Genomic DNA, 24350 nt, shown 5'->3' with positions numbered 1-24350 from the left:
AAGGCGTACGGCCCGCCCCGCGCCAGCGCCCGCTGCCAAGCAGGTCGGGCGTGAATGGCCTGCAACCACCGGTGGAGCGCGGGATGCGAGGCCGCCGTGAGCCCGGCACGCTGGGCCGCGGCCTCCAGCGGGAAGCTCATCATCACGTCCGCCGCGGTGAAGTGTTCGCCGGTGAACCAGGGGCGGCTCGTCAGCTCCGCCTCCATGAAGGCGAGCTGGCGCACGAGGTTCGGATTGACAAAACTGTCGAGCACCTTGGCGGCGATTCCTCGCGCGACGGGCCGCACGAAGAACGGCATGGGCGCAGACGCCACCCTGTCGAAGACCAGCTTGAGCAGCAGCGGCGGCATCGCCGAGCCTTCGGCGAAGTGCAGCCAGTAGCGGTAGCGCAGGAAGTCCGGCGTGCCCGGTGCGGGCCGCAGCGGCGTGCCGGGACACGCATCGAGCAGGTACTCGACGATGGCACCCGTCTCGGCCACGGTCAGGCCCGCCACACCGTCGGTGAGCACCGGGGACTTGCCCAGTGGATGGATCTGCAGCAGGGCGGGCGGCGCCAGCATCGTCTGGGGATCGCGGGCGTGGTGCCGGACTTCGTACGGCAGGCCCAGCTCTTCCAGCAGCCACAGCACCCGCTGCGAGCGGGAGTTTTCGAGGTGATGAACGGTCAGCATCTCGACATGCTAGCGGTGCGGCCGACTCAGATCGACATCAGGCGCCGAACCCCCTCGGCCTCCATGTCCTTCCCCCGCCCGCGCTGGAGGATCTCCCCGCGCTCCATCACCAGGTACTGGTCGGCCAGCTCGGCGGCGAAGTCGTAGAACTGCTCCACCAGCACGATGGCCATGTTCCCCCGATCGGCGAGCATGCGGATGACGCGGCCGATGTCCTTGATGATGCTGGGCTGGATGCCCTCGGTCGGCTCGTCGAGGATCAGCAGCTTCGGCCCCGCCGCCAGCGCACGCGCGATCGCCAGCTGCTGCTGCTGACCGCCCGACAGGTCGCCCCCGCGGCGGTGGATCATCTGCTTGAGCACCGGGAACAGCTCGAACAGCTCCGCCGGGATCGGCGCGCTGGCCTTCTTGTAGGCCAGCCCCATCAGCAGGTTGTCCTCGACCGTGAGCCGCCCGAAGATCTCGCGGCCCTGCGGCACGTAGCCGACGCCCTGGCGCACGCGGTCGTAGGGGGTGTCCTTCGAGATGTCCGCGCCGTCGAGCGTGACCGAGCCGGTCTTGATCGGCACCACGCCCATCAGGCTTTTCAGCAGCGTCGTCTTGCCCACACCGTTGCGCCCGAGGATGACCGTCACCTCGCCGAGCTTGGCTTCGAAATCCAGCCCGCGCAGGATGTGCGAGCCGCCGTAATACTGGTTCAGACCTTGGACCTTGAGCATGAAACCTCGCGCAACCTGTGATGCCTTGTCTTGCTCCCTCTCCCCCAGCGGGGGAGAGGGCTGGGGTGAGGGGGAACCCGCTCACCGCCCGAGATACACCTCGACCACCTTCTCGTTGGCCTGCACCTCGGACAGCTTCCCCTCCGCCAGCACGCTGCCTTCATGCAGCACGGTGACGGTCTTGCGCCCCTCGGTGAGCTGGTCGACGAACTTCATGTCGTGCTCGACCACCACCAGCGAGTGCTGGCCTTCGAGCGACAGGAACAGCTCGGCCGTGCGCTCGGTTTCCTCGTCGGTCATGCCGGCGACCGGCTCGTCGAGCAGCAGCAGCTTCGGATCCTGCATCAGCAGCATGCCGATCTCCAGCCACTGCTTCTGCCCGTGCGAGAGCAGCCCGGCGGTGCGCTGCGCATCGTCCTTGAGGTGGATCAGCGCCAGGATCTCGCCGATGCGGTCGAGCTGGGTGCCAGTAAGGCGGTGGAACAGGCTGGCGCGGGCGCGGCGGTCGGCCTTCAGCGCCAGCTCCAGGTTCTCGAACACGCTGAGCTGCTCGTAGACGGTGGGTTTCTGGAACTTGCGGCCGATGCCGATCTGGGCGATGTCGTTCTCGCGCAGGCGCAGCAGGTCGATGGTGGAGCCGAACGACGCCTTGCCCGCGTCGGGCCGGGTCTTGCCGGTGATCACGTCCATCATGGTCGTCTTGCCGGCGCCGTTCGGGCCGATGATGCAGCGCAGCTCGCCGACGTTGATCGTGAGGCTGAGCGAATTCAGCGCCTTGAAGCCGTCGAAGCTCACCGTGATGTCGTCGAGGTAGAGCGCGACACCGTGGGTGAAATCCGGTGCGCCGCCCTTGAGCAGCCGCCCGAATGCGGCGGCGCGGTCGCCGGACTCGCCCTGACCTTGTGCCGCCAGCCGTGCCTCGTGGCGCGCACGCAGCGCGGACATCGATTCCATCAGGTCGGGCGTCATGCGCGGGTTTCCTTCTTGGCACTCTTGGCAGTGGCGGACGAGAACTTGTCGAACAGCCCGACGATGCCGCGCGGCAGGAACAGCGTCACCGCGATGAACAGCGCGCCGAGGAAGTACAGCCAGAACTCGGGGAAGACCTGCGTGAACCAGCTCTTGGCGCCGTTGACGAAGAACGCGCCGAGGATCGGGCCGATCAGCGTGGCACGACCACCCACCGCCGTCCAGATCGCGATCTCGATCGACGCCGCCGCGCTCATCTCGCCCGGGTTGATGATGCCCACCTGCGGCACATAGAGCGCCCCCGCCACACCGCACATCACCGCGCTGAAGGTCCAGATGCTCAGCTTGTAGGCCAGCGGGTCGTAGCCGGTGAACATCACGCGGGTCTCGGCGTCGCGGATGGCCTGCAGCACGCGGCCGTACTTGCTGCCGACGATCCAGCGTGCCAGCAGGTAGAAGCCGATCAGCGTCAGGCCCGTCAGCACGAAGAGCAGCATGCGGGTCGAGGGCTGGGCGATGGGGATGTCCAGGATGCGCTTGAAGTCGGTGAAGCCGTTGTTGCCGCCGAAACCGGTCTCGTTGCGGAAGAACAGCAGCATCGCGGCGAAGGTCATCGCCTGCGTGATGATCGAGAAGTACACGCCCTTGATGCGGCTGCGGAACGCGAAGTAGCCGAACACCAGCGCCAGCAGCCCCGGCACCAGCACGACGAGCAGCATCTGGAACAGGAAGCTGTCCGAGAAGGTCCAGGCCCAGGGCAGCGACTTCCAGTCGAGGAAGACCATGAAGTCCGGCAGGTCGCTCTTGTAGTTGCCGTCGTGGCCGATCTGGCGCATCAGGTACATGCCCATGCCATAGCCGCCGAGCGCGAAGAACAGGCCGTGGCCCAGGCTCAGGATGCCGGTGTAGCCCCAGATCAGGTCCATCGCCAGCGCGCAGATGGCATAGCACATGATCTTGCCGATCAGGGCGACGGCGTAGTCACTGAGGTGGAAGGCGCTGCCCTCGGGAACCAGCAGGTTCAGGATCGGCACCAGCACGACCACGGTGATGGCTGCGGCCATCACACCGGCCCAGCCCTTGGCGCCCAGCATCGAATTCGTCATCACGGCACTCATGCTTCGGCGCTCCGGCCCTTCATGGCGAACAGACCCTGCGGGCGTTTCTGGATGAAGACCACGATGCACACCAGCACCATGATCTTGGCCAGCACCGCGCCGGCAAAGCCTTCGAGGAACTTGTTGAGGATGCCCAGCCCGAGCGCGGCGTAGACCGTGCCGGCGAGCTGGCCGACGCCGCCCGTGACCACGACCATGAAGGCGTCCACGATGTAGCTCTGGCCGAGGTCCGGCCCGACGTTGCCGACCTGGCTCAGCGCACAGCCGGCCAGACCCGCGATGCCGGCGCCTAGCGAGAAGGCGTAGGTGTCGATGCGGGCGGTGTCGATGCCGACACACGCGGCCATGCGGCGGTTCTGCGTCACGCCGCGCACGAAGAGGCCCAAGCGCGTCCGGTTGATCATCAGCGTCACGCCGCCCAGCACCAGGAAGGCGAAGGCGATGATGGCGAGCCGGTTGTACGGCAGGATCAGGTTCGACATCACCTGCACGCCGCCGGAGAGCCACGACGGGTTCTCGACCGCGACGTTCTGCGCGCCGAACAGCGTGCGCACGCCCTGCATCAGCACCAGCGAGATGCCCCAGGTGGCGAGCAGCGTTTCCAGCGGGCGGCCGTAGAGCCAGCGGATGACCGTGCGCTCCAGCACCGCGCCGACCAGCGCCGCCACCGCGAAGGACGCGGGGATCGCCAGCACGATGTACCAGTCGAACAGGCTCGGCGGCAGCCACTGGCGGAACAGGTTCTGCACGAGGTAGGTCGCGTAGGCGCCGATCATCATCAGCTCGCCATGCGCCATGTTGATCACGCCCATCAGGCCGTAGGTGATCGCCAGCCCGAGGGCGACCAGCAGCAGGATCGACCCGAGGCTGACCCCGGTGAAGACCACGCCCAGCCGCTCGCCCCAGGCCAGCTTGCCTTCGACGGCGGCCTGCGCGGTCATCAGCGCGCCACGCACGGCGTTGTCGGTTTCGGCGCCAGGGGCGAGCCGCTCCTGGATGAGGCTCTTGACGGCCGGCTCGCTGCTGCTGGCCAGCGCTTGCGCAGCGGCCAGCCGCTTGGCCGGATCGGCGGCGGTGATCAGGATCGTCGCGCGCATCAACCCGAGCCGCGCCTTCAGGGCAGCATCGGTTTCAGCGGCGTAGGCCTTCTCGATCAGCGGCAGTTGCACCTCGTCGAGCGACTGCTTGCGCAGCTCGTCCAGCGCCTCGGTGCGCACCTTCACGTCGGGCGACACCAGTTTCAAGGCACCGAGCGCAGCTTCGAGGGCGCCGCGCATGCGGTTGTTGTTGATGACCTCCTCGCCTTCGGGGGTCTTGACCTCGCCGTCGAGCAAGGCGCGCAGGAAGGCGGGCAGCGCCGGATCGGCTTCGGCCGCGATGCGGTTCAGCGCGGCGATGCGGGCGTCGGTTTCACCGGTGGTGATGGCGGCGGTCTGGTCGGGCGTCAGCGCGTGGGCGACAGGCGCCAGGAGGGCCATGACCAGGAGGAGGAGTGTTCGCAGGTGGGTCACGGGGGTTGCAGGGTCACAGCGTGCGAAGACCCCCTCCCGGCCTCCCCCGCTGGGGGAGGATAAAGACAGGGGCGGATGCGGTACGAAGGGGGTGCGGATTGACTTGAGCCCTCCCCCAGCGGGGGAGGGTTGGGAGGGGGCTTCCCTCCCACACCCACGTCACGAGGTCACTTCTTCTCAGGCACGTTCTTCTTGCCCTTGTTTTCCGGGATGTAGTCGCTCCACGGATCGGCCACGACCGGGCCCGGCGTCTTCCACACCACGTTGAACTGGCCGTCCGCCTTGATCTCACCGATGAAGACCGGCTTGTGCAGGTGGTGGTTTTCCTTGTCCATCGTGCTGGTGAAGCCGCCCGGTGCCTTGAAGGTCTGGCCGGCCATCGCGGCGATCACCTTGTCGGTGTCGGTGGACTTGGCCTTCTCGACCGCCTGCGCCCACATGTGGATGCCGAGGTAGGTGGCCTCCATCGGGTCGTTGGTCAGCGGCTTGTCCTTGTGGCCGGCGATGCCTTTGGCCTTGGCGTAGTCGCTCCACTGCTTGATGAAGGCGGCGTTGGTCGGGTTCTTGATCGACATGAAGTAGTTCCACGCCGCGAGGTGGCCGACCAGCGGCTTGGTGTCCACGCCGCGCAGCTCTTCCTCACCCACCGAGAACGCCACCACCGGCACGTCGGTCGCCTTCAGGCCCTGGTTGCCCAGTTCCTTGTAGAAGGGCACGTTCGAGTCGCCGTTGATGGTGGAGATGACGGCGGTCTTCTTGCCTTCGGAGGCGAACTTCTTGATCTTGGCGATGATCGACTGGTAGTCGCTGTGGCCGAACGGGGTGTAGTCCTCGATGATGTCGGACTCGGCAACGCCCTTGGACTTCAGGAAGGCGCGCAGGATCTTGTTGGTCGTGCGCGGGTAGACGTAGTCGGTGCCCAGCAGCACGAAGCGCTTGGCCGATCCGCCGTCCTTGCTCATCAGGTACTCGACGGCGGGGATGGCCTGCTGGTTCGGCGCCGCGCCCGTGTAGAACACGTTCTTCGACAGCTCTTCACCCTCGTACTGCACCGGGTAGAACAGCAGCGAGTTCTTCTCTTCAAAGACCGGCAGCACCGACTTGCGCGACACCGAGGTCCAGCAGCCGAAGGTCACGGCCACCTTGTCCTGGTCGATGAGCTGCTTGGCCTTCTCGGCGAACAGCGGCCAGTTGGAGGCGGGATCGACGACCACCGGCTCCAGCTTCTTGCCGAGCACACCGCCCTTGGCGTTGATCTCGTCGATGGTCATCAGGGCCACGTCCTTGAGGACGGTCTCCGAGATGGCCATCGTGCCCGACAGCGAGTGCAGCACGCCGACCTTGATGGTGTCGGCGGCGTGGGCCAGCAGCGGCAGCGTGGTCACGGCCACGCCGAGGGCGACGGCGCTGAGCTTCTGGGCGAAGGCGCGGCGGGAGGCGGAAACGATCTTCATGGCGGGTGACTCCGGAAGGGGCTGGTGTGCGGGTGGATCGGATGCACGCAGTGTCCCGGCCAGGGTCGGATCGTGAAATACGCCAGATGGCGTAGACGGAAGGAAGCTATTCCGTGCCGCCCGGGTCGGCAGCGCCGGGCTCGTCCAGCCGTTCGACCAATGCATCCAGCACGGCATAGAACTGCTGCGTGAACACCTCGCCCAGCCGCGCCTCGATCTGTGCGTAGGCGGCCTCGATCTGTGGCGCCATCGCCTCGGCCAGCGCCACGCTCTGCGCCGTCAGCGCCACGCGCACGCGCCGCTGGTCGCCATCGACCCGGCTGCGCAGCACCCACCCGGCTTCGTCCATCCGCGCCAGCACGCCGGCCAGGCTCGGGCTGGAGATCTGGCACACCTCGACCAGCTCGCGCGGCTCCATCGGGCCGCGCTCCAGCAGCGTGCGGATGAGGCGCCACTGCTGCTCGGTCACGCCGTGCGCGTTCAGGATCGGCCGAAAGCGCGCGATCACCCGCTCGCGCGCCTGCAGCAGCAACAGGGGCAGATTGCGGTGGCGGAGTTCGGCGGGGGGATTGCTCGGGCTTGACATGCTCACATCGTAGCAATTAGATTGCGCCCATCGCAGAAATTGCTAATGTGTTAGTGAATTTCAATGCCCTCTGAATCCTTCTCGCTCCCCCTGCTCAGCGGCGTGGTCTACACCACGCTGCTCAACCACCGGCCGCAGCTCGCCGCACTCGGTGACACGGTGCATGCCGCACCGTACAAGGCACCACCGCAGCACCCGGTGCTCGGCATCAAGCCGCACAACACGCTGGCGGCGGACGGCGACGCGCTGGTGGTGCCGCCCGGCTTCGATGCGGTGGAGATCGGCGCCTCGCTCGGTCTCGTGGTCGGACGCACGGCCTGCCGCGTGTCGGCGGACGAGGCGCTGTCGTACCTCGCCGGCTATGTGCTGGTGAACGAGGTCAGCCTGCCGCGCGACAGCCAGGACCGCCACTACCGCCCGTCCGTGCGCTTCATGGCCCGCGATGGCTACTGCCCGATCAGCGCCACCGTGGTACCGACCGAGGAGGTGGTCGCACCGGACGACCTGGGCGTGCGGGTCTGGATCGACGGTGTGCTCGTGCGGCACACCACCACGGGCGACCGCCTGCGCCCGGTCGCGGCGCTGCTGGCGGATGTCACCGCGTTCATGACGCTGCAGCCCGGCGACGTGCTCACGCTCGGTGCCGCGGCCGACGCGCCGCTGGCTCGCATCGGACAGACCGTGGAGATCGAGATCGACGGCCTCGGCCGACTGCACCACACCGTCGTGGCCGAAGGGAGCGCCGCATGAGCCGCCGAACCGCCCGCGTCGCCTTTGGTGGCGCCCTCCACACCGCGACGCCGCACCCGCAGGGCCTGCGCCTGGCCGATGGCCGCGTGCTCGGCGAAGAGGCCGTCGTCTGGCTGCCACCGTTCGAGGTCGGCACCATCATCGCCCTCGGTCTGAACTACGCCGACCATGTGAAAGAGCTGGCGAAGGAGCTGACCCTGGCCACCGACGGCGCCAAGGACGAACCGCTGGTGTTTCTCAAGGGCCCCGGCGCACTGATCGGTCACCGAGGCCAGACGCGCCGCCCGCAGGACGTGCGCTTCATGCACTACGAGTGCGAACTCGCCGTGGTGATCGGCGCGCCGGCCCGCCACGTGCACGCCGCCGACGCGATGGCGCACGTCGCCGGCTACACGGTGTGTAACGACTACGCGGTGCGCGACTACCTGGAGAACTGGTACCGGCCGAACCTGCGCGTGAAGAACCGCGATGGCGGCACCGTGCTCGGGCCGTGGTTCGTGCCGGCCGACGAGGTGCCCGATCCGCACGCGCTCACGCTGCGCACCCTCGTCAACGGCCGTGTCACCCAGCAGGGCACGACCGCCGACATGGTCAACGACATCCCCGCGCTGATCGAATACCTCAGCAGCTTCATGACGCTGCAGCCCGGCGACGTGGTCCTCACCGGCACGCCGGACGGCGTCGTCAACGTCAACGTCGGCGATGAAGTCGTCTGCGAGATCGACGGCATCGGCCGGCTCGTCAACACCCTGGTCGGCGACGACCTGTTCGGAATCCCCTCATGCGCATCGACCACCTGATCAACGGCCAGTCCGTCGCCAGCTCCACCGGGGCCGACTACTTCGAGACCGTCAACCCCGCCACGCAGGAAGTGCTGGCCGAGGTCGCCCGTGGCGGCGCGGACGAGGTGAACGCCGCCGTCGCCGCCGCGAAGGCCGCCTTCCCCGCCTGGGCTGCCCGACCCGCCACCGAGCGCGCCGCCCTGATGCGCAGGCTCGGCGAGCTGATCACGCGCCACGTCCCCGACCTCGCGCAGACCGAGACCCGCGACACTGGCCAGACCATCGGCCAGACGGCCAGGCAGCTCGTGCCGCGTGCGGCCGACAACTTCCACTACTTCGCCGAGATGTGTACCCGGGTGGACGGCCACACCTACCCGACGCCGACGCACCTGAACTACACGCTGTTCCACCCGGTCGGCGTGTGTGCGCTGATCTCGCCGTGGAACGTGCCGTTCATGACCTCGACGTGGAAGACCGCGCCGTGCCTGGCGTTCGGGAACACGGCGGTGCTGAAGATGAGCGAGCTGTCGCCGCTGACCGCCGCGCGGCTGGGCGAGCTGGCGCTGGAGGCGGGCATCCCGGCGGGCGTGCTCAACATCGTCCACGGTTACGGCACCGAAGTCGGCGAGCCGCTGGTGTCGCACCCGGACGTGCGCGCCATCTCGTTCACCGGCTCGACCGCGACCGGCCAGCGCATCGTCCAGTCCGCTGGTCTGAAGAAGTTCAGCATGGAACTCGGCGGGAAAAGCCCGTTCGTGGTCTTCGCCGATGCCGACCTCGACCGCGCCCTCGACGCCGCCCTGTTCATGGTCTTCAGCAACAACGGCGAACGCTGCACGGCCGGCTCGCGCATCCTGGTGCAGCGCAGCGTCTACGCCGACTTCGCCACCAAGTTCGCCGAACGCGCCAGGCGGATCACCGTCGGCGACCCGCTCGACGAGAAGACGGTCATCGGCCCGATGATCAGCGCCGCCCATCTGGCGAAGGTGCGCAGCTACATCGAACTCGGCCCGAAGGAAGGCGCGACGCTGCTGTGCGGCGGGCTGGACCGGCCGAGCTACGCGCCCGAACTGTCCGGCGCGCTGCAGCGCGGCAACTTCGTCTGGCCGACCGTCTTCGCCGACGTGGACAACCGCATGCGGATCGCGCAGGAGGAAATCTTCGGCCCGGTCGCCTGCCTGATCCCGTTCGAGGACGAGGCGGACGCGATCCGGCTCGCCAACGACATCCAGTACGGCCTGTCCAGCTACGTCTGGACCGAGAACCTCGGCAAGGCGCACCGGGTGGCCGCCGCGATCGAGGCCGGCATGTGCTTCGTCAACAGCCAGAACGTGCGCGACCTGCGCCAGCCCTTCGGCGGCACCAAGGCCAGCGGCACCGGGCGCGAGGGCGGGACGTGGAGCCATGAAGTCTTCCTCGAACCCAAGAACGTCGCCGTCTCGCTGGGCGGGCACCACATTCCGCACTGGGGGGTCTGAACCATGGGCACGCTCGCACTCGCCGCCAAGATCACCCACGTCCCGTCGATGTACCTCTCGGAACTCGACGGCCCGCGCAAGGGCACCCGCCAGGACGCCATCGACGGCCACCACGAGATCAGCCGCCGCTGCCGCGCCCTCGGCGTGGACACGCTGGTGGTGTTCGACACGCACTGGCTGGTGAACGCGAACTACCACGTCAACTGCGCGCCGCAGTTCCAGGGCACGTACACCAGCAACGAACTGCCACACTTCATCGCCAACCTGCCCTTCGAGTCGCCCGGCAACCCGGAACTCGGCCGGCTGATGGCGCGGGTGGCGACGGACCTCGGCGTCGAGACGCTGGCCCACGACGCGACGACGCTCCACCCCGAGTACGGCACGCTCGTCCCGCTGCGCTACATGAACGCCGACCAGCATTTCAAGGTCGTGTCGGTCTCGGCGCTGTGCATGGCGCACTACCTCGACGACAGCGCCCGCCTAGGCTGGGCGCTGCGCCGGGCGGTGGAGGACCACTACGACGGCACGGTCGCCTTCCTCGCCAGCGGCTCGCTGTCGCACCGCTTCGCGCAGAACGGCCTGGCACCGGAGTTCGCGTTCAAGGTCTGGAGCCCGTTCCTGGAGCAGCTCGACCACCGCGTCGTCGAGATGTGGCAGCAAGGCCAGTGGCACGACTTCTGCGCGATGCTGCCCGAGTACGCCAGCAAGGGCCACGGCGAAGGCTTCATGCACGACACGGCGATGCTGCTCGGCGCGCTCGGCTGGTCGGACTACGACGGCCAGGCCGAGATCGTCACGCCCTACTTCGGCGCGTCCGGCACCGGGCAGCTCAACGCCGTCTTCCCGGTGACGCCGCAGACCGGCGCGGCGATCCCGGCGCCGATCGCCTCGCAGGCCAAGGGCTACACCGCCGTCAGCCAGCGGCTGTGAACCAGGGAAACGTCGCCATGCCGCACCTCGTCCTCCTCTACACCCCCAACCTCGACGCCGAACCGTCCGCCGACATGACGGCGCTGTGCCGCTCGCTCGCCGACACGATGCGCCAGCAGCGCGACGAGTCCGGCCAGGCGGTGTTCCCGATCGGTGGCATCCGCGTGCTGGCCTACCCGGCCGCGCACCACGCCGTGGCCGACGCCGACCCGGCCCGCGACTACGCCTTCGTCTACCTGAACCTGCGCATGGCGCGCGGGCGCAGCGCCGCTGTCCACCAGTCGGTCGGCCGGGCGCTCGAAGCCTGCGCCAAGGCCCATTTCGCGGCACTGCTGGCCGAGCGGTACATCGGCATCACCTTGCAGATCGACGAAGGCGCCGAGGTGTTCGACGCCAAGAACAGCTCGATCCATCCCTTGTTCCGGACCTGACCATGCTTGATCCGCAGACCATCGACGCCCTCGCCCGCCAGCTGCGCGACGCCCGCCAGACCCGCACACCGCTGCGCCACTTCTCCGCGCAGCACCCCGGCATGACCATCGAGGACGGCTACGCGATCCAGCGCGCCTGGGTCCGGCTCGAACTCGCCGCTGGCCGCACCATCAAGGGCCGCAAGATCGGCCTGACCTCGCGCGCGATGCAGCTCTCCAGCCAGATCACCGAGCCGGACTACGCGCCGCTGATGGACGACATGTTCTTCAGCGCCGGCAGCGACATTCCCGTGGACCGCTTCATCGCGCCGCGGGTCGAGGTGGAGCTGGCGTTCATCCTCGGGCGTCCGCTGAAGGGGCCGGGCGTGACGCTGTTCGACGTGCTGGCCGCGACCGAGTACGTCACGCCCGCCATCGAGATCATCGACGCCCGCATCGAGCAGTTCGACCGCGACACCAAGGCGCCCCGCAAGGTCTTCGACACCATCAGCGACTTCGCGGCCAACGCTGGCATCGTGCTGGGCGGGCGGCCCGTGAAACCGGACGCGGTCGATCTGCGCTGGGTCGGGGCGATGCTGTTCAAGAACGGTGTGGTGGAAGAGACGGGGCTGGCGGCAGCGGTGCTGAACCACCCGGCCAACGGCGTGGCCTGGCTGGCCGACAAGCTCGCGCCCCACGGCGAGCAGTTGAACGCAGGCGATGTGGTGCTGGCCGGCTCGTTCACGCGCCCGACACCGGCGGTGGCGGGTGATACTTTCCATGTGGATTACGGGCCGCTGGGTGCGGTCGCGTTCCGCTTCGTCTGAGCCCCTACCGTCCGAAAGAGCCTTCATGCAGATCCCCCGCAACACCTTCCGCGACGCGCTGCGCGCCGGTCAACCGCAGATCGGCCTGTGGGTCGGGCTGGCAGACGCCACCGCCGCCGAGGCGCTGGCCGGCACCGGCTACGACTGGCTGCTGCTCGACGGCGAGCACGCGCCGAACGATCCACGCAGCGTGCTCGACCAGCTGCGCGCCGTGGCGCCCTATCCGGTGCACCCGATCGTGCGGCCGGTGCAGGCGGACGTGGCACTGGTCAAGCAGTACCTCGACATCGGCGCGCAGACGCTCCTGATCCCGATGATCGACACGGCAGAGCAAGCCGCGCGGATGGTCCGTGCGATGCGCTACCCGCCCGAGGGCATCCGTGGTCTGGGTGCAGCACTGGCACGCGCCTCCCGCTGGAACCAGGTCGACGACTACCTGGACCGTGCCAACGACGAAATGTGCCTGCTCGTGCAGGTCGAGACGGTGGAGGCCGCCCGCAACCTGACGGCCATCGCGGCGGTGGACGGCGTGGACGGCGTGTTCTTCGGCCCGGCGGATCTGTCGGCGTCGATGGGCTTTCGTGGCCAGCCGGGACACCCGGAGGTGCAGCGCGTGATCCTGGACGGCATCGCCACCGTGCGCGCCGCAGGCAAGGCACCCGGCATCCTTGCCACCGATCCGGCGCTGGCACAGTGTTATCTGGACGCCGGGGCACTGTTCGTCGCCGTGGGCGTCGACACGTCGCTGCTGGTGAAGGCTGCGGCGGATCTCGCCCGGCGATTCAAGGCCGGGCAACGCATGTGACTGCAGCGTGCGGAGGCTGGCGCGCCATGGGATGCGCGCACCCTGTCGCCGCGCGGCTCACCGCCCGAGTTGCGGCACCTTGGCCAGCGCCACCGCCGCTGCCGCGTTGCGCGTCTCGACACCGAGCTTCTCGTAGACATGCTCCAGGTGCTTCTTCACCGTCGCCGGGCTCGCGCCGACGATGTCACCGATGTCGCGGTTGGTCTTGCCCTTGGCCACCCAGTAGAGCGCTTCGGCCTCGCGCGGCGTGAGGCCGAACGCCAGCGCCAGCGCCTCCAGCGCCGCGGCGTCGTCGGCCTCGCGCAGCACCAGCATCCACTCGCCTTCGCCGGTCGCCTCGTGCAGCGTGAAGCGCAGACGCCGGCCAGCCCCGGTCTCCAGCGTCACCGAAGGCGAACCAGGCACCAGCCCTTCGATCGCCCCCAGCCGCGCCGTCTCGTGCTGCAGCCAGGACAGCAGCGGCGTCGGCGCGCGTCGGCCGTCGGACTGGAAATGCGTCTCCAGCATCTGCCGCGCCAGCGCCGTCTGCCAGACCAGCCGGCCATCGGCGCGCCGCACCACCAGCGTCGCGTGGCCGAAGGCGTCGAGCGCGTTGCGGGCCTGCTGCTGCTCGCGGGCCGCCAGCGTGTGCGCGGTGATGCGGGCGATGACCTCGCGGGCGCGGATCGGTTTGGTCACGTAGTCGCAGCCACCGGCCGCGAAGGCCGCCACGACGTGTTCGGTCTCGGTCAGGCCGGTCATGAAGATGATCGGGATCGACGCGGTGGCCGGGTCGGCCTTGAGCCGGCGGGCCACTTCGAATCCGTCCATGCCCGGCATCACCGCGTCCAGCAGGATCACGTCCGGCTGCGCACGTGCGGCGCGGTCGAGCGCGGTGGCACCGTCGAGCGCCACCAGCACGGTGTAGCCGGACTCATCCAGCGCGTCGTGCAGCACGGCCAGGTTGTCGGGCACGTCGTCGACAATCAGCACCACATCAGAGCCGCGGTCGTTTCGGTCAGGCAATGGGTTCATCAGGATTCGCCCCGAAAGCGGCGTGGGTTGAAACATCGAGGGCCTGGCGGAGCAGTCCGCTCATCGCGTCCAGCTGGAATTGCCGCGCCAGGGTGCGCAGCCGGTCGGAAAAGTCGCGGCACTCGGGCCGTTCAGCGTCCAGCAGATCGAGCAGCCGCAGCACGCCGCGCACGTGGCCGAGCGAGACCGCCTCGTGCAGCGCGCGCAGCCGTCCGGCGTCCGGCACGGTCGTCGCCGGCTGCGCGGCCTCGGGTGCCGCCGTGGCGCTCCCTGGGGCCGGTGCCTCGATCCAGCGCAACGCCAGCCGCCGGCCCAGCCAGTCGAGCAGCTCGTCCACCCGCACCGGCTTGACCAGGAAGTCGGCCGGCTGGATGCCGACGTCGTTGTCGAGCCCCTTGTCGAAGGCATTGGCCGAGACGATGGCCGTCGGCAGGCGGCCCTGCCCGGCAGCCCGCAGGCGCCTGAGGGTTTCCCAGCCATCGATGCCAGGCATGGCCAGGTCCATGAAGAGCGCGTCCGGCGCCGGGCCGGGGTCGGTGCCGTCCTGCAGCGCGGCCATCAGCGCCAGACACGCCTCGCCGCTGGCCGCCTGGCGGATGGTGAAGCCCAGCGGCTGCAGCAGGCTGACGATCAGGCCGCGGTCCACCTCCTCGTTGTCGACCACCAGCACGCACCGGCGTGGGCCGGTGTACCCCACGCGCCGGCGGCGGGCCGCGGCGTGGTGCTCGACCAGCGCGCCGCGCACCTCGGGCAGGAACAGCCGCAGCCGGAAGGTGGTGCCGACACCGGGGGTGCTCTCCACCGTCAGCTCGCCGCCCATCAGGTCGGTGAGCATCTTGCTGATCGTCAGGCCCAGACCGGCCCCACCGGTCACCGCACCACCCGTGGCCGAGCCGCGCTCGAAGGGCTCGAAGATGCGCGCCAGCTCGTCCGGCGTCATGCCGGGGCCGGTGTCGATGACCTCGAAGCGCGCCATCTCGCGGGCATGGTGCAGCCGCAGCACCACCTCGCCCTCGCGGGTGAACTTGATCGCGTTGCCGACGATGTTGATCAGGATCTGGCGCAGCCGCTTCTCGTCGGCGCGCACGCAGGCCGGCACGCCCGCTGCATCGCCCAGGCTGGAGAACGCGCAGCGAAAGCCGATGCCCTTGGCGGCGGCCTGCAGCTCGAAGAGCCGGCCGACCTCGTCCATCGCCTCGGCGAAGCGCATCGGGCGCACCTCCAGCCGCAGCTTGCCGCTCTCGATGCGGGCGATGTCGAGCGTACCCTCGATCAGCGTCAGCAGGTGGTCGCCGCCGCGGCGGATCACGCGCACGGCCTGCCGGCGCGCCGGGGGCATGGCCTCGTCGTCCTCCAGCAGCTGCGCGTAGCCGAGGATGGAATTGAGCGGCGTGCGCAGCTCGTGGCTGATGGTGGTGATGTAGCGGCTCTTGGCCTGGTTGGCGGCGTCGGCGATGCGCTTGGCCTGCTGGAGCTGCAGGTCGGTCTGTCGGTGCGATTCGATCTCGCGGCGCAGCGCCTGGGTCTGGCGGTTGGCTTCCTCCTGCGCGACCTGGCGGCTCTTGTGCGCCAGCACCAGCCACCACGCCACGACACCCGCCACCAGCGCCAGCGTCGGCAGCACGAGTGCCCGCCGCGCCACCGCCAGCCCGCCCAGCAGCGGTGCGACCACCAGCATCAGCAGCAGGTAGTGCGCCAGGCCCTTGTCCAGATACGGCCACACGACCCGCGGCAGCCCCCAGCGCAGCACCGCCGACCACTGCGCCGACAGGCTCGCCTCGGGCACCTTGCACAGGTCGTGGCAGCGCACATCCAGCGTGCAGCACAGCGAGCAGATCGCACCGCCATACGCCGGACAGTGCACCACGTCCTCGCCCTCGTAGTCGCGCTCGCAGATGGTGCAGCGCTGCAGCGTGGCGTAGCGCCGGTAGGCCCCCTCCTCCTGCGTCCGCCCTGGGGCAGCAGGATCGCCGATGCGTTGTGCGAGGTACCAGCGCCCGCCTGTCCACCACGCGATCAGCGGTGACGCCGCCAGCGCCGTCACCAGCGCGATCAGCGCCGACCACGCCTGCGCCATGTCGCCGAACAGCCCCAGGTGCGCCGCCACCGACACCGCCGACGCGATGCCCATCGCGCCCACGCCGACCGGGTTGATGTCGCACAGGCAGGCGCGGCGGAACTCGATGCCCTTCGGACTCAGGCCCAGTGGCTTGTTGATGACCAGATCCGCCACCACGGCCATCATCCAGCTGATGGCGATGTTGGCGTAGAGGCCCAGCACGTGGCCGAGCGCCTGGAACACGTCCAGCTCCATCAGCATCAGCGCGATGCCGGTGTTGAAGACGACCCAGACCACGCGGCCCGGGTGGCTGTGCGTCACGCGGGAGAAGAAGTTCGACCACGCCAGCGAGCCGGCGTAGGCATTGGTGACGTTGATCTTGAGCTGCGAGACGACGACGAACAGCGCCGTGGCAGCCACCGCCCAGTCGTAATGCGCGAAGACCAGCTCGTAGGCGGTCAGGTACATCTGGTTCGGATCGACCGCCCGCTCGACCGGCACGCTGTGGCCGATGGTCAGGAAGGCCAGCAACGCCCCGCCCAGCATCTTCAGCACGCCCGGCACCACCCAGCCCGGGCCGCCGGCCAGCACGCCGGCCCACCAGCGCAGCCGGTTGTCCCGCGTGCGCTCGGGCATGAAGCGCAGGTAGTCGGCCTGCTCGCCCATCTGCGTGATCAGCGCGATGCCCACCGTCATCGCCGCACCGAACGAGCGCAGGTCGAACACCGCCGAGCCCCCCTGGGCACCGCCGTACTGCATCAGATCGACGACCACGCCCGGGTTCTCGCGGAAGACGACGACGTAGGGCGTCACCAGCATCAGCAGCCACAGCGGCTGCGTCCACACCTGCAGCCGCCCGATCATCGACACGCCGTGGGTCACCAGCGGCAGCACCGCCACCGCGCAGAGCAGGTAACCCCACGCAGGCGGGATGTCGAACGCCAGCTCCAGCGCGTAGGCCATCACCGCCGCTTCGAGCGCGAAGAACAGGAAGGTGAAGCTCGCGTAGATGAGCGAGGTGATGGTCGAGCCGATGTAGCCGAAGCCCGCGCCGCGGGTCAGCAGGTCCATGTCCACGCCGTGGCGCGCCGCGTAGACGCTGATCGGCAGCCCGGCCAGCGCGATGATCAGCCCCGTCGCCAGGATCGCCAGCGCCGCGTTGGTGAAGCCGTAGCGCACCAGCAGCGTGGCCCCCACCGCCTCCAGCACGAGAAAGGACGCCGCACCGCCGAACGCGGTGTTCGCCACGCGGCCGATGCTCCAGCGCCGGGCGCTGCGCGGGGCGAAGCGCAGCGCGTAGTCCTCCAGCGTCTCGCTGGCGACCCAGGTGTTGTAGTCGCGGCGGATCTTGATGACGCGCTGCTGCGGCTCGGTCGACGCAGCGGCTGCCGCCTGCGGGTTTGCAGGGGCTGGCCCGAAATCTGCCTGTGCAGGCAAGATCGCTGAATCTCCGGCGGCAGTGGTCATGCCGCTCTCGCACTCAAGAAACGCACCAGCCGAAACGCCCCGCCATGGAACTCACTCCCCGCGAGAAAGACAAGCTCCTGATCTTCACCGCCGCACTGCTGGCCGAACGCCGCATGGCCCGCGGGCTGAAGCTCAACTATCCGGAAGCGATCGCCCTCCTCACCGCCGCCATCATGGAAGGCGCCCGCGACGGCAAGACCGTGGCGGCGCTGATGAGCGACGGCAAGACCATCCTGCGCCGCGCGGACGTGATGGACGGCATCGCCGAGATGATTCCCGAGATCCAGGTCGAGGCCACCTTCCCCGATGGCACCAAGCTGGTGACCGTGCACCAACCCATTGCCTGAGCCGCACCACGCGACGCACCAACATGACGCACTCCTTTCGCCTTGCCGCCGCGCTGCTGACCCTGACGGCGCTGACCGACTCCGTGCTCGCCCACGAAGGCCATGGCCTGCCCGGCACCTCGCACTGGCACTCGACCGACACGGTCGGTTTTCTGCTCGTCGCCGGCGTGGCTGCCGCGATGTGGTTCGGCCGCAAGAAGTGATGGCGAGGTGACCCGATGATCCCCGGAGAACTCTTCACCGACGAAGGCGAACACGTCCTCAACCCAGGCCGGCGCACATTGACGCTGGTGGTCGAGAACGCCAGCGACCGCCCGGTCCAGGTCGGCTCGCACTACCACTTCGCCGAGACCAACGCCGGCCTGCGCTTCGACCGCGCCGCCGCGCACGGGATGCGGCTGAACATTGCCAGCGGGCTGGCAGTGCGCTTCGAGCCCGGCCAGCAGCGCACCATCGAGCTGGTCGATTTCGCCGGGGACCGGCAGGTGTGGGGCTTCCGCGGCCTCGTGCAGGGAGCACTCTGAGATGGCGACTTTCCCGAGACGCGCGTACGCCGAGATGTTCGGCCCGACCACCGGTGACCGGCTGCGGCTGGCGGACACCGACCTGATTCTCGAAGTCGAGCAGGACCTGACCCTGCGCGCCGGCGGCTACGGCGAGGAAGTGAAGTTCGGCGGCGGCAAGACCATCCGCGACGGCATGGGCCAGAGCCAGCGGCCGAACGGCCCTGGCCCCGGTGATGCCGTCGATTGCGTCATCACCAACGCGCTGATCCTCGACCACTGGGGCATCGTGAAGGCAGACATCGGCCTGCGCGGCCACCGCATCTGCGCCATCGGCAAGGCCGGCAACCCGGACGTGCAGCCCGGCGTGGACATCGTGATCGGCCCCGGCACCGAGGTGATCGCCGCCGAAGGCATGATCGTCACGGCCGGCGCCATCGACAGCCACATCCACTTCATCTGCCCGCAGCAGATCGAGGAGGCGCTGACCTCGGGCGTGACCACGATGCTGGGCGGCGGCACCGGCCCGGCCACCGGCACCTTCGCGACCACCTGCACCCCCGGTCCCGAAAACATCGCCCGGATGCTGCAGGCGGCCGACGCCTTCGCCATGAACATCGGCTTCCTCGGCAAGGGCAACGCGAGCCGGCCCGAGGCGCTGCGCCAGCAGGTCGAGGCCGGCGCCATCGGCCTGAAGCTGCACGAGGACTGGGGCACGACACCCGCGGCGATCGACTGCTGCCTGCGCGTGGCGGAAGAGACGGACGTGCAGGTGGCGATCCACACCGACACGCTGAACGAATCCGGCTTCGTCGAGGACACGGTCGCCGCCTTCAAGGGCCGCACCATCCACAGCTTCCACACCGAAGGCGCGGGCGGCGGCCACGCGCCGGACATCATGAAGGTGGTCGGCGAGGCGAACGTGCTGCCCTCGTCCACCAACCCGACGCGGCCCTACACCATCAACACGCTCGACGAACACCTCGACATGCTGATGGTGTGTCACCACCTCGACGCGTCGCTCGCCGAGGACCTGGCCTTCGCCGAATCGCGCATCCGCCGCGAGACGATCGCCGCCGAGGACATCCTGCACGACCTGGGCGCGATCAGCATGTTCTCGTCGGACTCGCAGGCAATGGGCCGCGTCGGCGAGGTGCTGATCCGCTGCTGGCAGACGGCGCACAAGATGAAGTCGCAGCGCGGCAAGCTGCCCGGCGACACCAGCCGGAACGACAACGCCCGCATCAAGCGCTACCTCGCCAAGCTCACCATCAACCCCGCGATCACCCACGGCATCAGCCACGAGGTCGGCTCGGTCGAGGTGGGCAAGTGGGCGGATCTGGTGTTCTGGCGGCCGGCGTTCTTCGGGGTGAAGCCGAGCCTCGTGCTCAAGGGCGGGTTCATCGCGATGGCCGCGATGGGCGACCCGAACGCCTCGATCCCGACGCCGCAGCCAGTGCACTACCGGCCGATGTTCGGCTCGTACGGCGGCGCGCTGACGCGCACGTCGCTGAGCTTCGTCAGCCAGTCGGCACTTGCGGGCGGGGTGGGCGCGGCCTATGGTCTGCGCAAGACGCTGGCGGCGGTGAAGGGCTGCCGCACAGTGAAGAAGACCGACATGGTGCATAACGGCTACCTGCCGGTGATGGAGATCGACGCGCAGACCTACCAGGTGCGGGCGGACGGGCAGCTGCTGACCTGCGAGCCGGCGACGAGTCTGCCGATGGGGCAGCGGTACTTCCTGTTCTGACGGGCCTCGCTCGCGCACGCTGGCGAACGTGCGCAATGCCTTGAAGCTGGCCAAGGCTCTCCAATTCCTTCAGTCAGTTTCTGGTCAGCAGGGCTATCGTGGTCCCTGCAGCTCCTGCAAGTGGCCCCGCCCCCGGCCCGGTCGATCGCTGATGGCTGCCCCGCACCGAAAGGCAGCCGCAGCATGACCACCCCCTCGTCCACAGCCTCCATCATCCTCAATCTCGGCGAGTTCATCGACGCGCTGGCCGCTCTGCGCCGAGGTCGGGTCATCGTCGTGATGGACGCGGAAACGCGCGACTGCGTGCTCGACGGCGCGCGGCTGATGTCGGCCTTCAGGCCACTGCACGACTATGGTCTGATCGCCGAGTACGACAACCCGGCTGGCTTCGAAGGCCTGCGCTACTACCGCATGACCGGGATCGGCAAGCAGTTCGCCGACAACGCCCTGGCGGTCTGGCAGGCGCGGGCCTGGCACGAGCGGCTGGCGATGCGCCTGCGGTGCTGAACACCAGCGTGGTGTGGCGGTGGCGTGGCCATCGCACCCGAACCTGATATCGCTCAAGACGCGCTGGCGGCAGCCGCCTAGGCTGCGAACCATTCCTCCGCTTCGAGAAAGTGTTCTGCCATGCGCCTCCTGTCCCGCTCCGCCCTGTCGCTGCTGATCGCCGCCAGCTCCTGGGCCGTCCACGCCACCCCGGCCGAGAACGATGCGGCCTTGCTCAAGCTCGCCACCGACAGCGGTTGCATGGCCTGCCACAGCGTGCTGCCCGCAGCGAAGCGCGCCGACGGCCTGCCACCCATTGCACCGGCGTGGAGCGAGATCGCGCTGAAGTACCGGGACGACCCCACCGCCTCGGACCGGCTCACGCAGACCGTGATGACCGGCTCCACCCCGCGGTCCCGCCACTGGACCGGCAAGACCGGCGCCACCGCGATGCCGCCGAACGCCACCGCGCTCGGCGAAGCCGATGCGCGGATGCTGGTGAACTGGTTGCTGGTGCTGGTGCCTTGAGCGCGGGGAAGCGCTATGGCGCCGGACGGCCCGGCCCCTGCGCCCCCTGGGCGCGGGCCGAGAGGTAGGCGTACAGATCCATGATGTGGGCGCTGACCCGCGGCTCGCCCTGCCACGCCGGCATGGCGATGTCACCGGCCTTGCGCGCCACGACCTCGTCGATCAGGGCATCCGGAACTGGTGCATCGCTGCGCGGCGGCATGCCGGGCAGGCTGAAGTCGTAGCGGGTCAGCACGAGGCTGGCGAAGCGCTGCGGCCCGAGATCTTGCAGGCGCAGGATGAGGTTCGGCGCACGGCTGGTGCCGACCGGCTCGGCGCCATGACAGCCAGCGCATTTGTCCTGGTAGACGCGCCAGCCGTTGTAGACCTGTCCGGGTGGCTTCGCCTGCTCGGCCAGTGCCCGCGCCGGCTGCAGGTTCGTCCACTCGACGCTGCAGCCGCCCAGCAGCAGCGCAGCGGTTGCTGCCAGGGCCAGGGGCCACTTCGGCAGGGTCTTCGGGATCATCGCCATGGTCAACACCTCCGCGCACCCGGATCATCCGGGTGCCGTGCCGAGTATGGGCGCGTCGCCGGCAGGCGGCGAACCCGGGATGGCCTGGTCTTGCCCTGGATCAGTTCCGGTACGCGGGGCTCAGGCGATCGGTGCGCCCAGCACCTTCAGCAGCCAGACGTTGAGATCCTCGACCTCCTCCGGGCAGACCGAATGCTCCATCGGGTAGTCGTGCCACTCGACGCGGTACCCCAGCGCCAGCAGCGCCTCGCGCGAGGCCACACCACGCGCAGGGGCGACGACCGGGTCGAAGCGGCCATGCGCCAGGAACACCGGCACGTCCCGGTTGGCTGCACTGCACTCGGCCGCGGTGGTCGCCGCCAGCGGCAGGTAGCCGGACAGCCCTGCGATGCCGGCCAACCGCCGCGGTGCGCGCAGACCGGCCAGCAGCGCCATCGCGCAACCCTGCGAGAAGCCCATCAGCACGGTGCGCTCCGGCGGGATGCCGAGCGCGGCCTCGCGGTCGAGCAGTGCCTGCACGTCGGTGACCGACGCACGCAGGCCGGCTTCGTCCTCGCGGCGCACGAGGTCGGGCGTGTAGATGTCGTACCAGGCGCGCATCTTCATGCCACCGTTGATGGTGACGGGCCGGACAGGCGCGTGCGGAAACACGAAGCGCATCGGGCCGATCGCCGACAGGTCGAGTTCGCGCGCGATGGGGACGAAGTCGTTGCCGTCGGCGCCGAGGCCGTGCAGGACGATGAGGCTGGCGACGGGGTGGTCGCCGGACTGGAAATCAAGGGTGTCGAGTGCCATGGGAATCCAGCATAGCGCTCACCCGGCGTTCCAGCCACACTGCGCCGCCTGGAGACACGATCACATGCCCACAACACCCTTCACACGCAGACCCACCACCCGCTTCGCGGTCCGACGCCGCCTGGCACTCACCGTGCTCGGCGGCCTCGTCGCCAGCCTCGGCCTGCCCGCCTCGGCACAGACCGCCTGGCCAAACAAGCCGCTGACGCTGATCGTCCCCTTCCCGGCCGGTGGCGGCACCGACGCATTCGCGCGCCCGCTGTCGGCGCTGCTGACCCGGCAGCTCGGCCAGCAGGTGATCGTCGACAACCGCGGCGGCGCGGGCGGCAATGTCGGCGCCGGGGCCGCAGCCAAGGCGGCGCCGGACGGGTACACGTGGTTCATGGGCGCGGTCCACCATGCCATCGCGCCCGCGATCTACCCCAAGCTCGACTACAGCCTGTCCCGCGACTTCATCCCGGTGGCGCTGATCTCCAGCGTGCCGCAGGTCATCGTCGTCAATCCGCAGAAGGTGCCGGCCAAGGACCTGAAGGAGCTGCTGGCCTACATCCGCGCCAGACCGGGACTGCTGACCTACGGCTCGGCGGGCAACGGCTCGTCGCACCACCTCGCGGGCGAGCTGTTCAAGATGCAGACCAAGACCTTCATCACCCACATCCCCTACCGCGGCGCCGGCCCGGCGCTGCAGGACCTGATGGGCGGCCAGGTGGACATGATGTTCGACGGTTTCGGCTCCTCGGCGGCGCACATCAAGAGCGGCCGACTGCGCGCCATCGCAGTGGCCGGCGACAAGCGCGCGCCGGGCTTCCCGGACATCCCGACCGCGGCGGAATCGGGCGTGCCGACCTACAAGGTGGCGACCTGGTACGGCCTGTGGGCGCCCAAGGGCACCCCCGCCGAGGTGATCGAGAAGATGAGCGCCGAGCTGAAGACCGTGCTCAACAGCCCGGAGCTGAAAACGGCCTGGACCAGCATCGGCTCCGAGACCCCGACGATGACCGGCAAGGCCTTCGGCGATTTCGTGGCCACCGAGACGCAGCGCTGGGCCGAGGTGGTCAAGGCGGGCAACATCAAGATGGACTGAAGGCCTGCGGACCTGCACGGACCCGGCCGAATCGGGTCCAATGCAGGGCATGCTGACCGTCAACAAACTCCTCCCCCAAGGCCAGGGCCTCGCGCAGGTCCTGCTCCAGCGCGCACCGTCCGTCGAACTCGACTGGGATGTGCGCCAGAAGAGCCGCTTCGACGCGACCGACAGCAGCGGGCGCCACCTCGGCATCTTCCTGCCGCGCGGCACGCTGGTGCGCGGTGGCGATGTGCTGATCGCCGAAGACGGCTCGATGGTGCGCGTGCGCGCGGCACCGCAGCCGGTGCTGGTCGTGCGACCGTGCAGCGAACACGGCACACCGTTCGATCTCGTGCGTGCCGCCTACCACCTGGGCAACCGCCATGTGCAGCTCGAACTGCAGCCCGATCACCTGAAATTCGAGCCCGACCATGTGCTGGCCGACATGCTGCGCCAGATGCACCTGACCGTCACCGAAGAGCAGTCTGCCTTCGAGCCCGAGGGCGGCGCCTATGCCGCAGGCGGCCACAGCCACGGGCATGGCGACCACCACCACGACCATGGCCACGCCCCGGCAACGGTCGCCACCCCCGTGCGCGGCAAGCCGCTGAACATCGCCGTGCGCGCCGCCGACGCGCCGCATGTCCACGGCCCCGGCTGCGGCCACGACCACTGATGCCGCGGGTGCGCTCGAAACCGCCGACGCTGTCGCCGTCGGCATTGCTGCAATTGATGTGGCTGGCCTCGCCTGCGCTGCCGGTGGGCGGGTTCAGCTATTCGGAGGGACTGGAAGCGGCGATCGACGCCGGTCTGG

Annotated in this window: 26 protein-coding genes and 1 pseudogene; 16 read left to right on the top strand and 11 right to left on the bottom strand. The window is 69.0% G+C overall.

What is annotated here, in order from left to right:
- The 7 genes from AB3X43_RS12020 to hpaR form a co-directional block, all read right to left on the bottom strand.
- Positions 1-671 (bottom strand): glutathione S-transferase (locus AB3X43_RS12020; RefSeq protein ID WP_369430088.1); only part of this gene is annotated, 671 nt, incomplete at its 3' end.
- Positions 672-697: 26 nt separating this feature from the next.
- On the bottom strand, positions 698-1390 hold the full coding sequence (gene urtE, locus AB3X43_RS12015; protein ID WP_369430087.1) for an urea ABC transporter ATP-binding subunit UrtE: 693 nt from the start codon (positions 1388-1390) through the stop codon (positions 698-700).
- 81 nt (positions 1391-1471) lie between these two features.
- Positions 1472-2359 (bottom strand): urea ABC transporter ATP-binding protein UrtD, encoded by an 888-nt coding sequence (gene urtD / locus AB3X43_RS12010; RefSeq protein ID WP_369430086.1) that lies wholly within the window; start codon positions 2357-2359, stop codon positions 1472-1474.
- Complete coding sequence (urtC, locus tag AB3X43_RS12005) at positions 2356-3477, bottom strand: urea ABC transporter permease subunit UrtC (RefSeq protein ID WP_473965113.1); 1122 nt, start codon at positions 3475-3477, stop codon at positions 2356-2358. Before urtC ends, urtD begins: the two co-directional genes overlap by 4 nt.
- Positions 3474-4955, bottom strand: coding sequence for an urea ABC transporter permease subunit UrtB (gene urtB / locus AB3X43_RS12000; RefSeq protein WP_369430085.1), 1482 nt, complete (start codon positions 4953-4955; stop codon positions 3474-3476). Before urtB ends, urtC begins: the two co-directional genes overlap by 4 nt.
- Positions 4956-5155: 200 nt before the next feature.
- The gene (urtA, locus tag AB3X43_RS11995) at positions 5156-6442 is read right to left on the bottom strand and encodes an urea ABC transporter substrate-binding protein (RefSeq protein WP_369430083.1); all 1287 of its coding nucleotides are present in this window, start codon (positions 6440-6442) and stop codon (positions 5156-5158) included.
- Positions 6443-6548: 106 nt separating this feature from the next.
- Positions 6549-7028, bottom strand: coding sequence for a homoprotocatechuate degradation operon regulator HpaR (gene hpaR, locus AB3X43_RS11990; RefSeq protein WP_369430081.1), 480 nt, complete (start codon positions 7026-7028; stop codon positions 6549-6551).
- A 63-nt stretch (positions 7029-7091) separates the two neighbouring features.
- Here hpaR and AB3X43_RS11985 point away from each other — a divergent pair, with 63 nt between their 5' ends.
- From AB3X43_RS11985 to hpaI, 7 genes are read left to right on the top strand one after another with little or no spacing between them, the layout of a single operon-like run.
- A complete protein-coding gene (locus AB3X43_RS11985; RefSeq protein ID WP_369430080.1) occupies positions 7092-7778 on the top strand; it encodes a fumarylacetoacetate hydrolase family protein in 687 nt (228 codons plus the stop codon).
- Positions 7775-8578 carry a fumarylacetoacetate hydrolase family protein gene (locus AB3X43_RS11980; protein ID WP_369430078.1) on the top strand — a complete coding sequence of 268 codons (804 nt, stop codon included), beginning with the start codon at positions 7775-7777 and terminating at the stop codon, positions 8576-8578. The genes AB3X43_RS11985 and AB3X43_RS11980 overlap by 4 nt, the downstream gene beginning before the upstream one ends.
- Positions 8560-10038 carry a 5-carboxymethyl-2-hydroxymuconate semialdehyde dehydrogenase gene (hpaE, locus tag AB3X43_RS11975; protein ID WP_369430077.1) on the top strand — a complete coding sequence of 493 codons (1479 nt, stop codon included), beginning with the start codon at positions 8560-8562 and terminating at the stop codon, positions 10036-10038. The genes AB3X43_RS11980 and hpaE overlap by 19 nt, the downstream gene beginning before the upstream one ends.
- A 3-nt stretch (positions 10039-10041) precedes the next feature.
- Entirely contained in the window at positions 10042-10968 is a 927-nt protein-coding gene (gene hpaD, locus AB3X43_RS11970) for a 3,4-dihydroxyphenylacetate 2,3-dioxygenase (protein WP_369430075.1), read from the top strand.
- A gap of 17 nt (positions 10969-10985) precedes the next feature.
- A complete protein-coding gene (locus AB3X43_RS11965) occupies positions 10986-11399 on the top strand; it encodes a 5-carboxymethyl-2-hydroxymuconate isomerase (RefSeq protein WP_369430074.1) in 414 nt (137 codons plus the stop codon).
- A gap of 2 nt (positions 11400-11401) precedes the next feature.
- Positions 11402-12205, top strand: coding sequence for a 2-oxo-hept-4-ene-1,7-dioate hydratase (hpaH, locus tag AB3X43_RS11960; protein ID WP_369430073.1), 804 nt, complete (start codon positions 11402-11404; stop codon positions 12203-12205).
- A gap of 25 nt (positions 12206-12230) precedes the next feature.
- A complete protein-coding gene (gene hpaI, locus AB3X43_RS11955; protein WP_369430072.1) occupies positions 12231-13010 on the top strand; it encodes a 4-hydroxy-2-oxoheptanedioate aldolase in 780 nt (259 codons plus the stop codon).
- A gap of 57 nt (positions 13011-13067) precedes the next feature.
- Here the strand turns inward: hpaI and AB3X43_RS11950 are convergent, their stop codons facing one another.
- Both AB3X43_RS11950 and AB3X43_RS11945 read right to left on the bottom strand, forming a co-directional pair.
- A complete protein-coding gene (locus AB3X43_RS11950) occupies positions 13068-14024 on the bottom strand; it encodes a response regulator (protein ID WP_369430071.1) in 957 nt (318 codons plus the stop codon).
- Positions 14008-17550: a hybrid sensor histidine kinase/response regulator gene (locus AB3X43_RS11945; protein ID WP_369430070.1), complete on the bottom strand. Its 3543-nt coding sequence runs from the start codon at positions 17548-17550 to the stop codon at positions 14008-14010. The genes AB3X43_RS11950 and AB3X43_RS11945 overlap by 17 nt, the downstream gene beginning before the upstream one ends.
- 44 nt (positions 17551-17594) lie before the next feature.
- Between AB3X43_RS11945 and AB3X43_RS11940 the strand changes: the two genes are divergently transcribed.
- From AB3X43_RS11940 to AB3X43_RS11915, 6 genes are all read left to right on the top strand, one after another.
- Complete coding sequence (locus AB3X43_RS11940; RefSeq protein ID WP_369430069.1) at positions 17595-17897, top strand: urease subunit gamma; 303 nt, start codon at positions 17595-17597, stop codon at positions 17895-17897.
- Positions 17898-17920: 23 nt separating this feature from the next.
- Positions 17921-18100 (top strand): hypothetical protein, encoded by a 180-nt coding sequence (locus tag AB3X43_RS11935; protein ID WP_369430068.1) that lies wholly within the window; start codon positions 17921-17923, stop codon positions 18098-18100.
- A gap of 15 nt (positions 18101-18115) precedes the next feature.
- Positions 18116-18421, top strand: coding sequence for an urease subunit beta (locus AB3X43_RS11930; RefSeq protein WP_369430067.1), 306 nt, complete (start codon positions 18116-18118; stop codon positions 18419-18421).
- Between the two features lies 1 nt (position 18422).
- Complete coding sequence (gene ureC / locus AB3X43_RS11925; protein WP_369430065.1) at positions 18423-20150, top strand: urease subunit alpha; 1728 nt, start codon at positions 18423-18425, stop codon at positions 20148-20150.
- A gap of 183 nt (positions 20151-20333) precedes the next feature.
- Entirely contained in the window at positions 20334-20657 is a 324-nt protein-coding gene (locus AB3X43_RS11920; RefSeq protein ID WP_369430064.1) for a hypothetical protein, read from the top strand.
- A gap of 120 nt (positions 20658-20777) precedes the next feature.
- Positions 20778-21164 (top strand): c-type cytochrome, encoded by a 387-nt coding sequence (locus AB3X43_RS11915; protein ID WP_369430063.1) that lies wholly within the window; start codon positions 20778-20780, stop codon positions 21162-21164.
- A gap of 13 nt (positions 21165-21177) precedes the next feature.
- Here AB3X43_RS11915 and AB3X43_RS11910 read toward each other — a convergent pair whose 3' ends face one another.
- Positions 21178-21675: a c-type cytochrome gene (locus AB3X43_RS11910; RefSeq protein WP_369430062.1), complete on the bottom strand. Its 498-nt coding sequence runs from the start codon at positions 21673-21675 to the stop codon at positions 21178-21180.
- Positions 21676-21795: 120 nt separating this feature from the next.
- Positions 21796-22470, bottom strand: a complete 675-nt coding sequence (locus tag AB3X43_RS11905; protein WP_369430061.1) for an alpha/beta hydrolase — start codon at positions 22468-22470, stop codon at positions 21796-21798.
- Between the two features lie 64 nt (positions 22471-22534).
- Here AB3X43_RS11905 and AB3X43_RS11900 point away from each other — a divergent pair, with 64 nt between their 5' ends.
- The 3 genes and pseudogenes from AB3X43_RS11900 to AB3X43_RS11890 form a co-directional block, all read left to right on the top strand.
- A complete protein-coding gene (locus AB3X43_RS11900) occupies positions 22535-23554 on the top strand; it encodes a Bug family tripartite tricarboxylate transporter substrate binding protein (protein ID WP_369430060.1) in 1020 nt (339 codons plus the stop codon).
- A 49-nt stretch (positions 23555-23603) separates the two neighbouring features.
- Complete coding sequence (gene ureE, locus AB3X43_RS11895) at positions 23604-24212, top strand: urease accessory protein UreE (RefSeq protein WP_369430059.1); 609 nt, start codon at positions 23604-23606, stop codon at positions 24210-24212.
- Positions 24212-24350 (top strand): annotated as a pseudogene (locus AB3X43_RS11890) (urease accessory protein UreF); the annotation flags it as partial. The gene ureE and the pseudogene AB3X43_RS11890, both read left to right, overlap by 1 nt.

It is taken from the genome of Sphaerotilus sp. (assembly GCF_041083715.1).
Lineage (GTDB): Bacteria > Pseudomonadota > Gammaproteobacteria > Burkholderiales > Burkholderiaceae_C > Sphaerotilus.
The sequence above is the reverse complement of the archived record's forward strand: the minus strand, read 5'-3'. Positions and strand labels throughout refer to the sequence as shown.

Bases quoted from the DNA above. Each gene is read 5' to 3' on its own strand.
- urtE (WP_369430087.1), bottom strand. From the start codon at position 1,390: ATGCTCAAGGTCCAAGGTCTGAACCAGTATTACGGCGGCTCGCACATC.
- urtD (WP_369430086.1), bottom strand. From the start codon at position 2,359: ATGACGCCCGACCTGATGGAATCGATGTCCGCGCTGCGTGCGCGCCAC.
- urtC (WP_473965113.1), bottom strand. From the start codon at position 3,477: ATGAGTGCCGTGATGACGAATTCGATGCTGGGCGCCAAGGGCTGGGCC.
- urtB (WP_369430085.1), bottom strand. From the start codon at position 4,955: ATGGCCCTCCTGGCGCCTGTCGCCCACGCGCTGACGCCCGACCAGACC.
- urtA (WP_369430083.1), bottom strand. From the start codon at position 6,442: ATGAAGATCGTTTCCGCCTCCCGCCGCGCCTTCGCCCAGAAGCTCAGC.
- hpaR (WP_369430081.1), bottom strand. From the start codon at position 7,028: ATGTCAAGCCCGAGCAATCCCCCCGCCGAACTCCGCCACCGCAATCTG.
- AB3X43_RS11985 (WP_369430080.1), top strand. From the start codon at position 7,092: ATGCCCTCTGAATCCTTCTCGCTCCCCCTGCTCAGCGGCGTGGTCTAC.
- AB3X43_RS11980 (WP_369430078.1), top strand. From the start codon at position 7,775: ATGAGCCGCCGAACCGCCCGCGTCGCCTTTGGTGGCGCCCTCCACACC.
- hpaE (WP_369430077.1), top strand. From the start codon at position 8,560: ATGCGCATCGACCACCTGATCAACGGCCAGTCCGTCGCCAGCTCCACC.
- hpaD (WP_369430075.1), top strand. From the start codon at position 10,042: ATGGGCACGCTCGCACTCGCCGCCAAGATCACCCACGTCCCGTCGATG.
- AB3X43_RS11965 (WP_369430074.1), top strand. From the start codon at position 10,986: ATGCCGCACCTCGTCCTCCTCTACACCCCCAACCTCGACGCCGAACCG.
- hpaH (WP_369430073.1), top strand. From the start codon at position 11,402: ATGCTTGATCCGCAGACCATCGACGCCCTCGCCCGCCAGCTGCGCGAC.
- hpaI (WP_369430072.1), top strand. From the start codon at position 12,231: ATGCAGATCCCCCGCAACACCTTCCGCGACGCGCTGCGCGCCGGTCAA.
- AB3X43_RS11950 (WP_369430071.1), bottom strand. From the start codon at position 14,024: ATGAACCCATTGCCTGACCGAAACGACCGCGGCTCTGATGTGGTGCTG.
- AB3X43_RS11945 (WP_369430070.1), bottom strand. From the start codon at position 17,550: ATGACCACTGCCGCCGGAGATTCAGCGATCTTGCCTGCACAGGCAGAT.
- AB3X43_RS11940 (WP_369430069.1), top strand. From the start codon at position 17,595: ATGGAACTCACTCCCCGCGAGAAAGACAAGCTCCTGATCTTCACCGCC.
- AB3X43_RS11935 (WP_369430068.1), top strand. From the start codon at position 17,921: ATGACGCACTCCTTTCGCCTTGCCGCCGCGCTGCTGACCCTGACGGCG.
- AB3X43_RS11930 (WP_369430067.1), top strand. From the start codon at position 18,116: ATGATCCCCGGAGAACTCTTCACCGACGAAGGCGAACACGTCCTCAAC.
- ureC (WP_369430065.1), top strand. From the start codon at position 18,423: ATGGCGACTTTCCCGAGACGCGCGTACGCCGAGATGTTCGGCCCGACC.
- AB3X43_RS11920 (WP_369430064.1), top strand. From the start codon at position 20,334: ATGACCACCCCCTCGTCCACAGCCTCCATCATCCTCAATCTCGGCGAG.
- AB3X43_RS11915 (WP_369430063.1), top strand. From the start codon at position 20,778: ATGCGCCTCCTGTCCCGCTCCGCCCTGTCGCTGCTGATCGCCGCCAGC.
- AB3X43_RS11910 (WP_369430062.1), bottom strand. From the start codon at position 21,675: ATGGCGATGATCCCGAAGACCCTGCCGAAGTGGCCCCTGGCCCTGGCA.
- AB3X43_RS11905 (WP_369430061.1), bottom strand. From the start codon at position 22,470: ATGGCACTCGACACCCTTGATTTCCAGTCCGGCGACCACCCCGTCGCC.
- AB3X43_RS11900 (WP_369430060.1), top strand. From the start codon at position 22,535: ATGCCCACAACACCCTTCACACGCAGACCCACCACCCGCTTCGCGGTC.
- ureE (WP_369430059.1), top strand. From the start codon at position 23,604: ATGCTGACCGTCAACAAACTCCTCCCCCAAGGCCAGGGCCTCGCGCAG.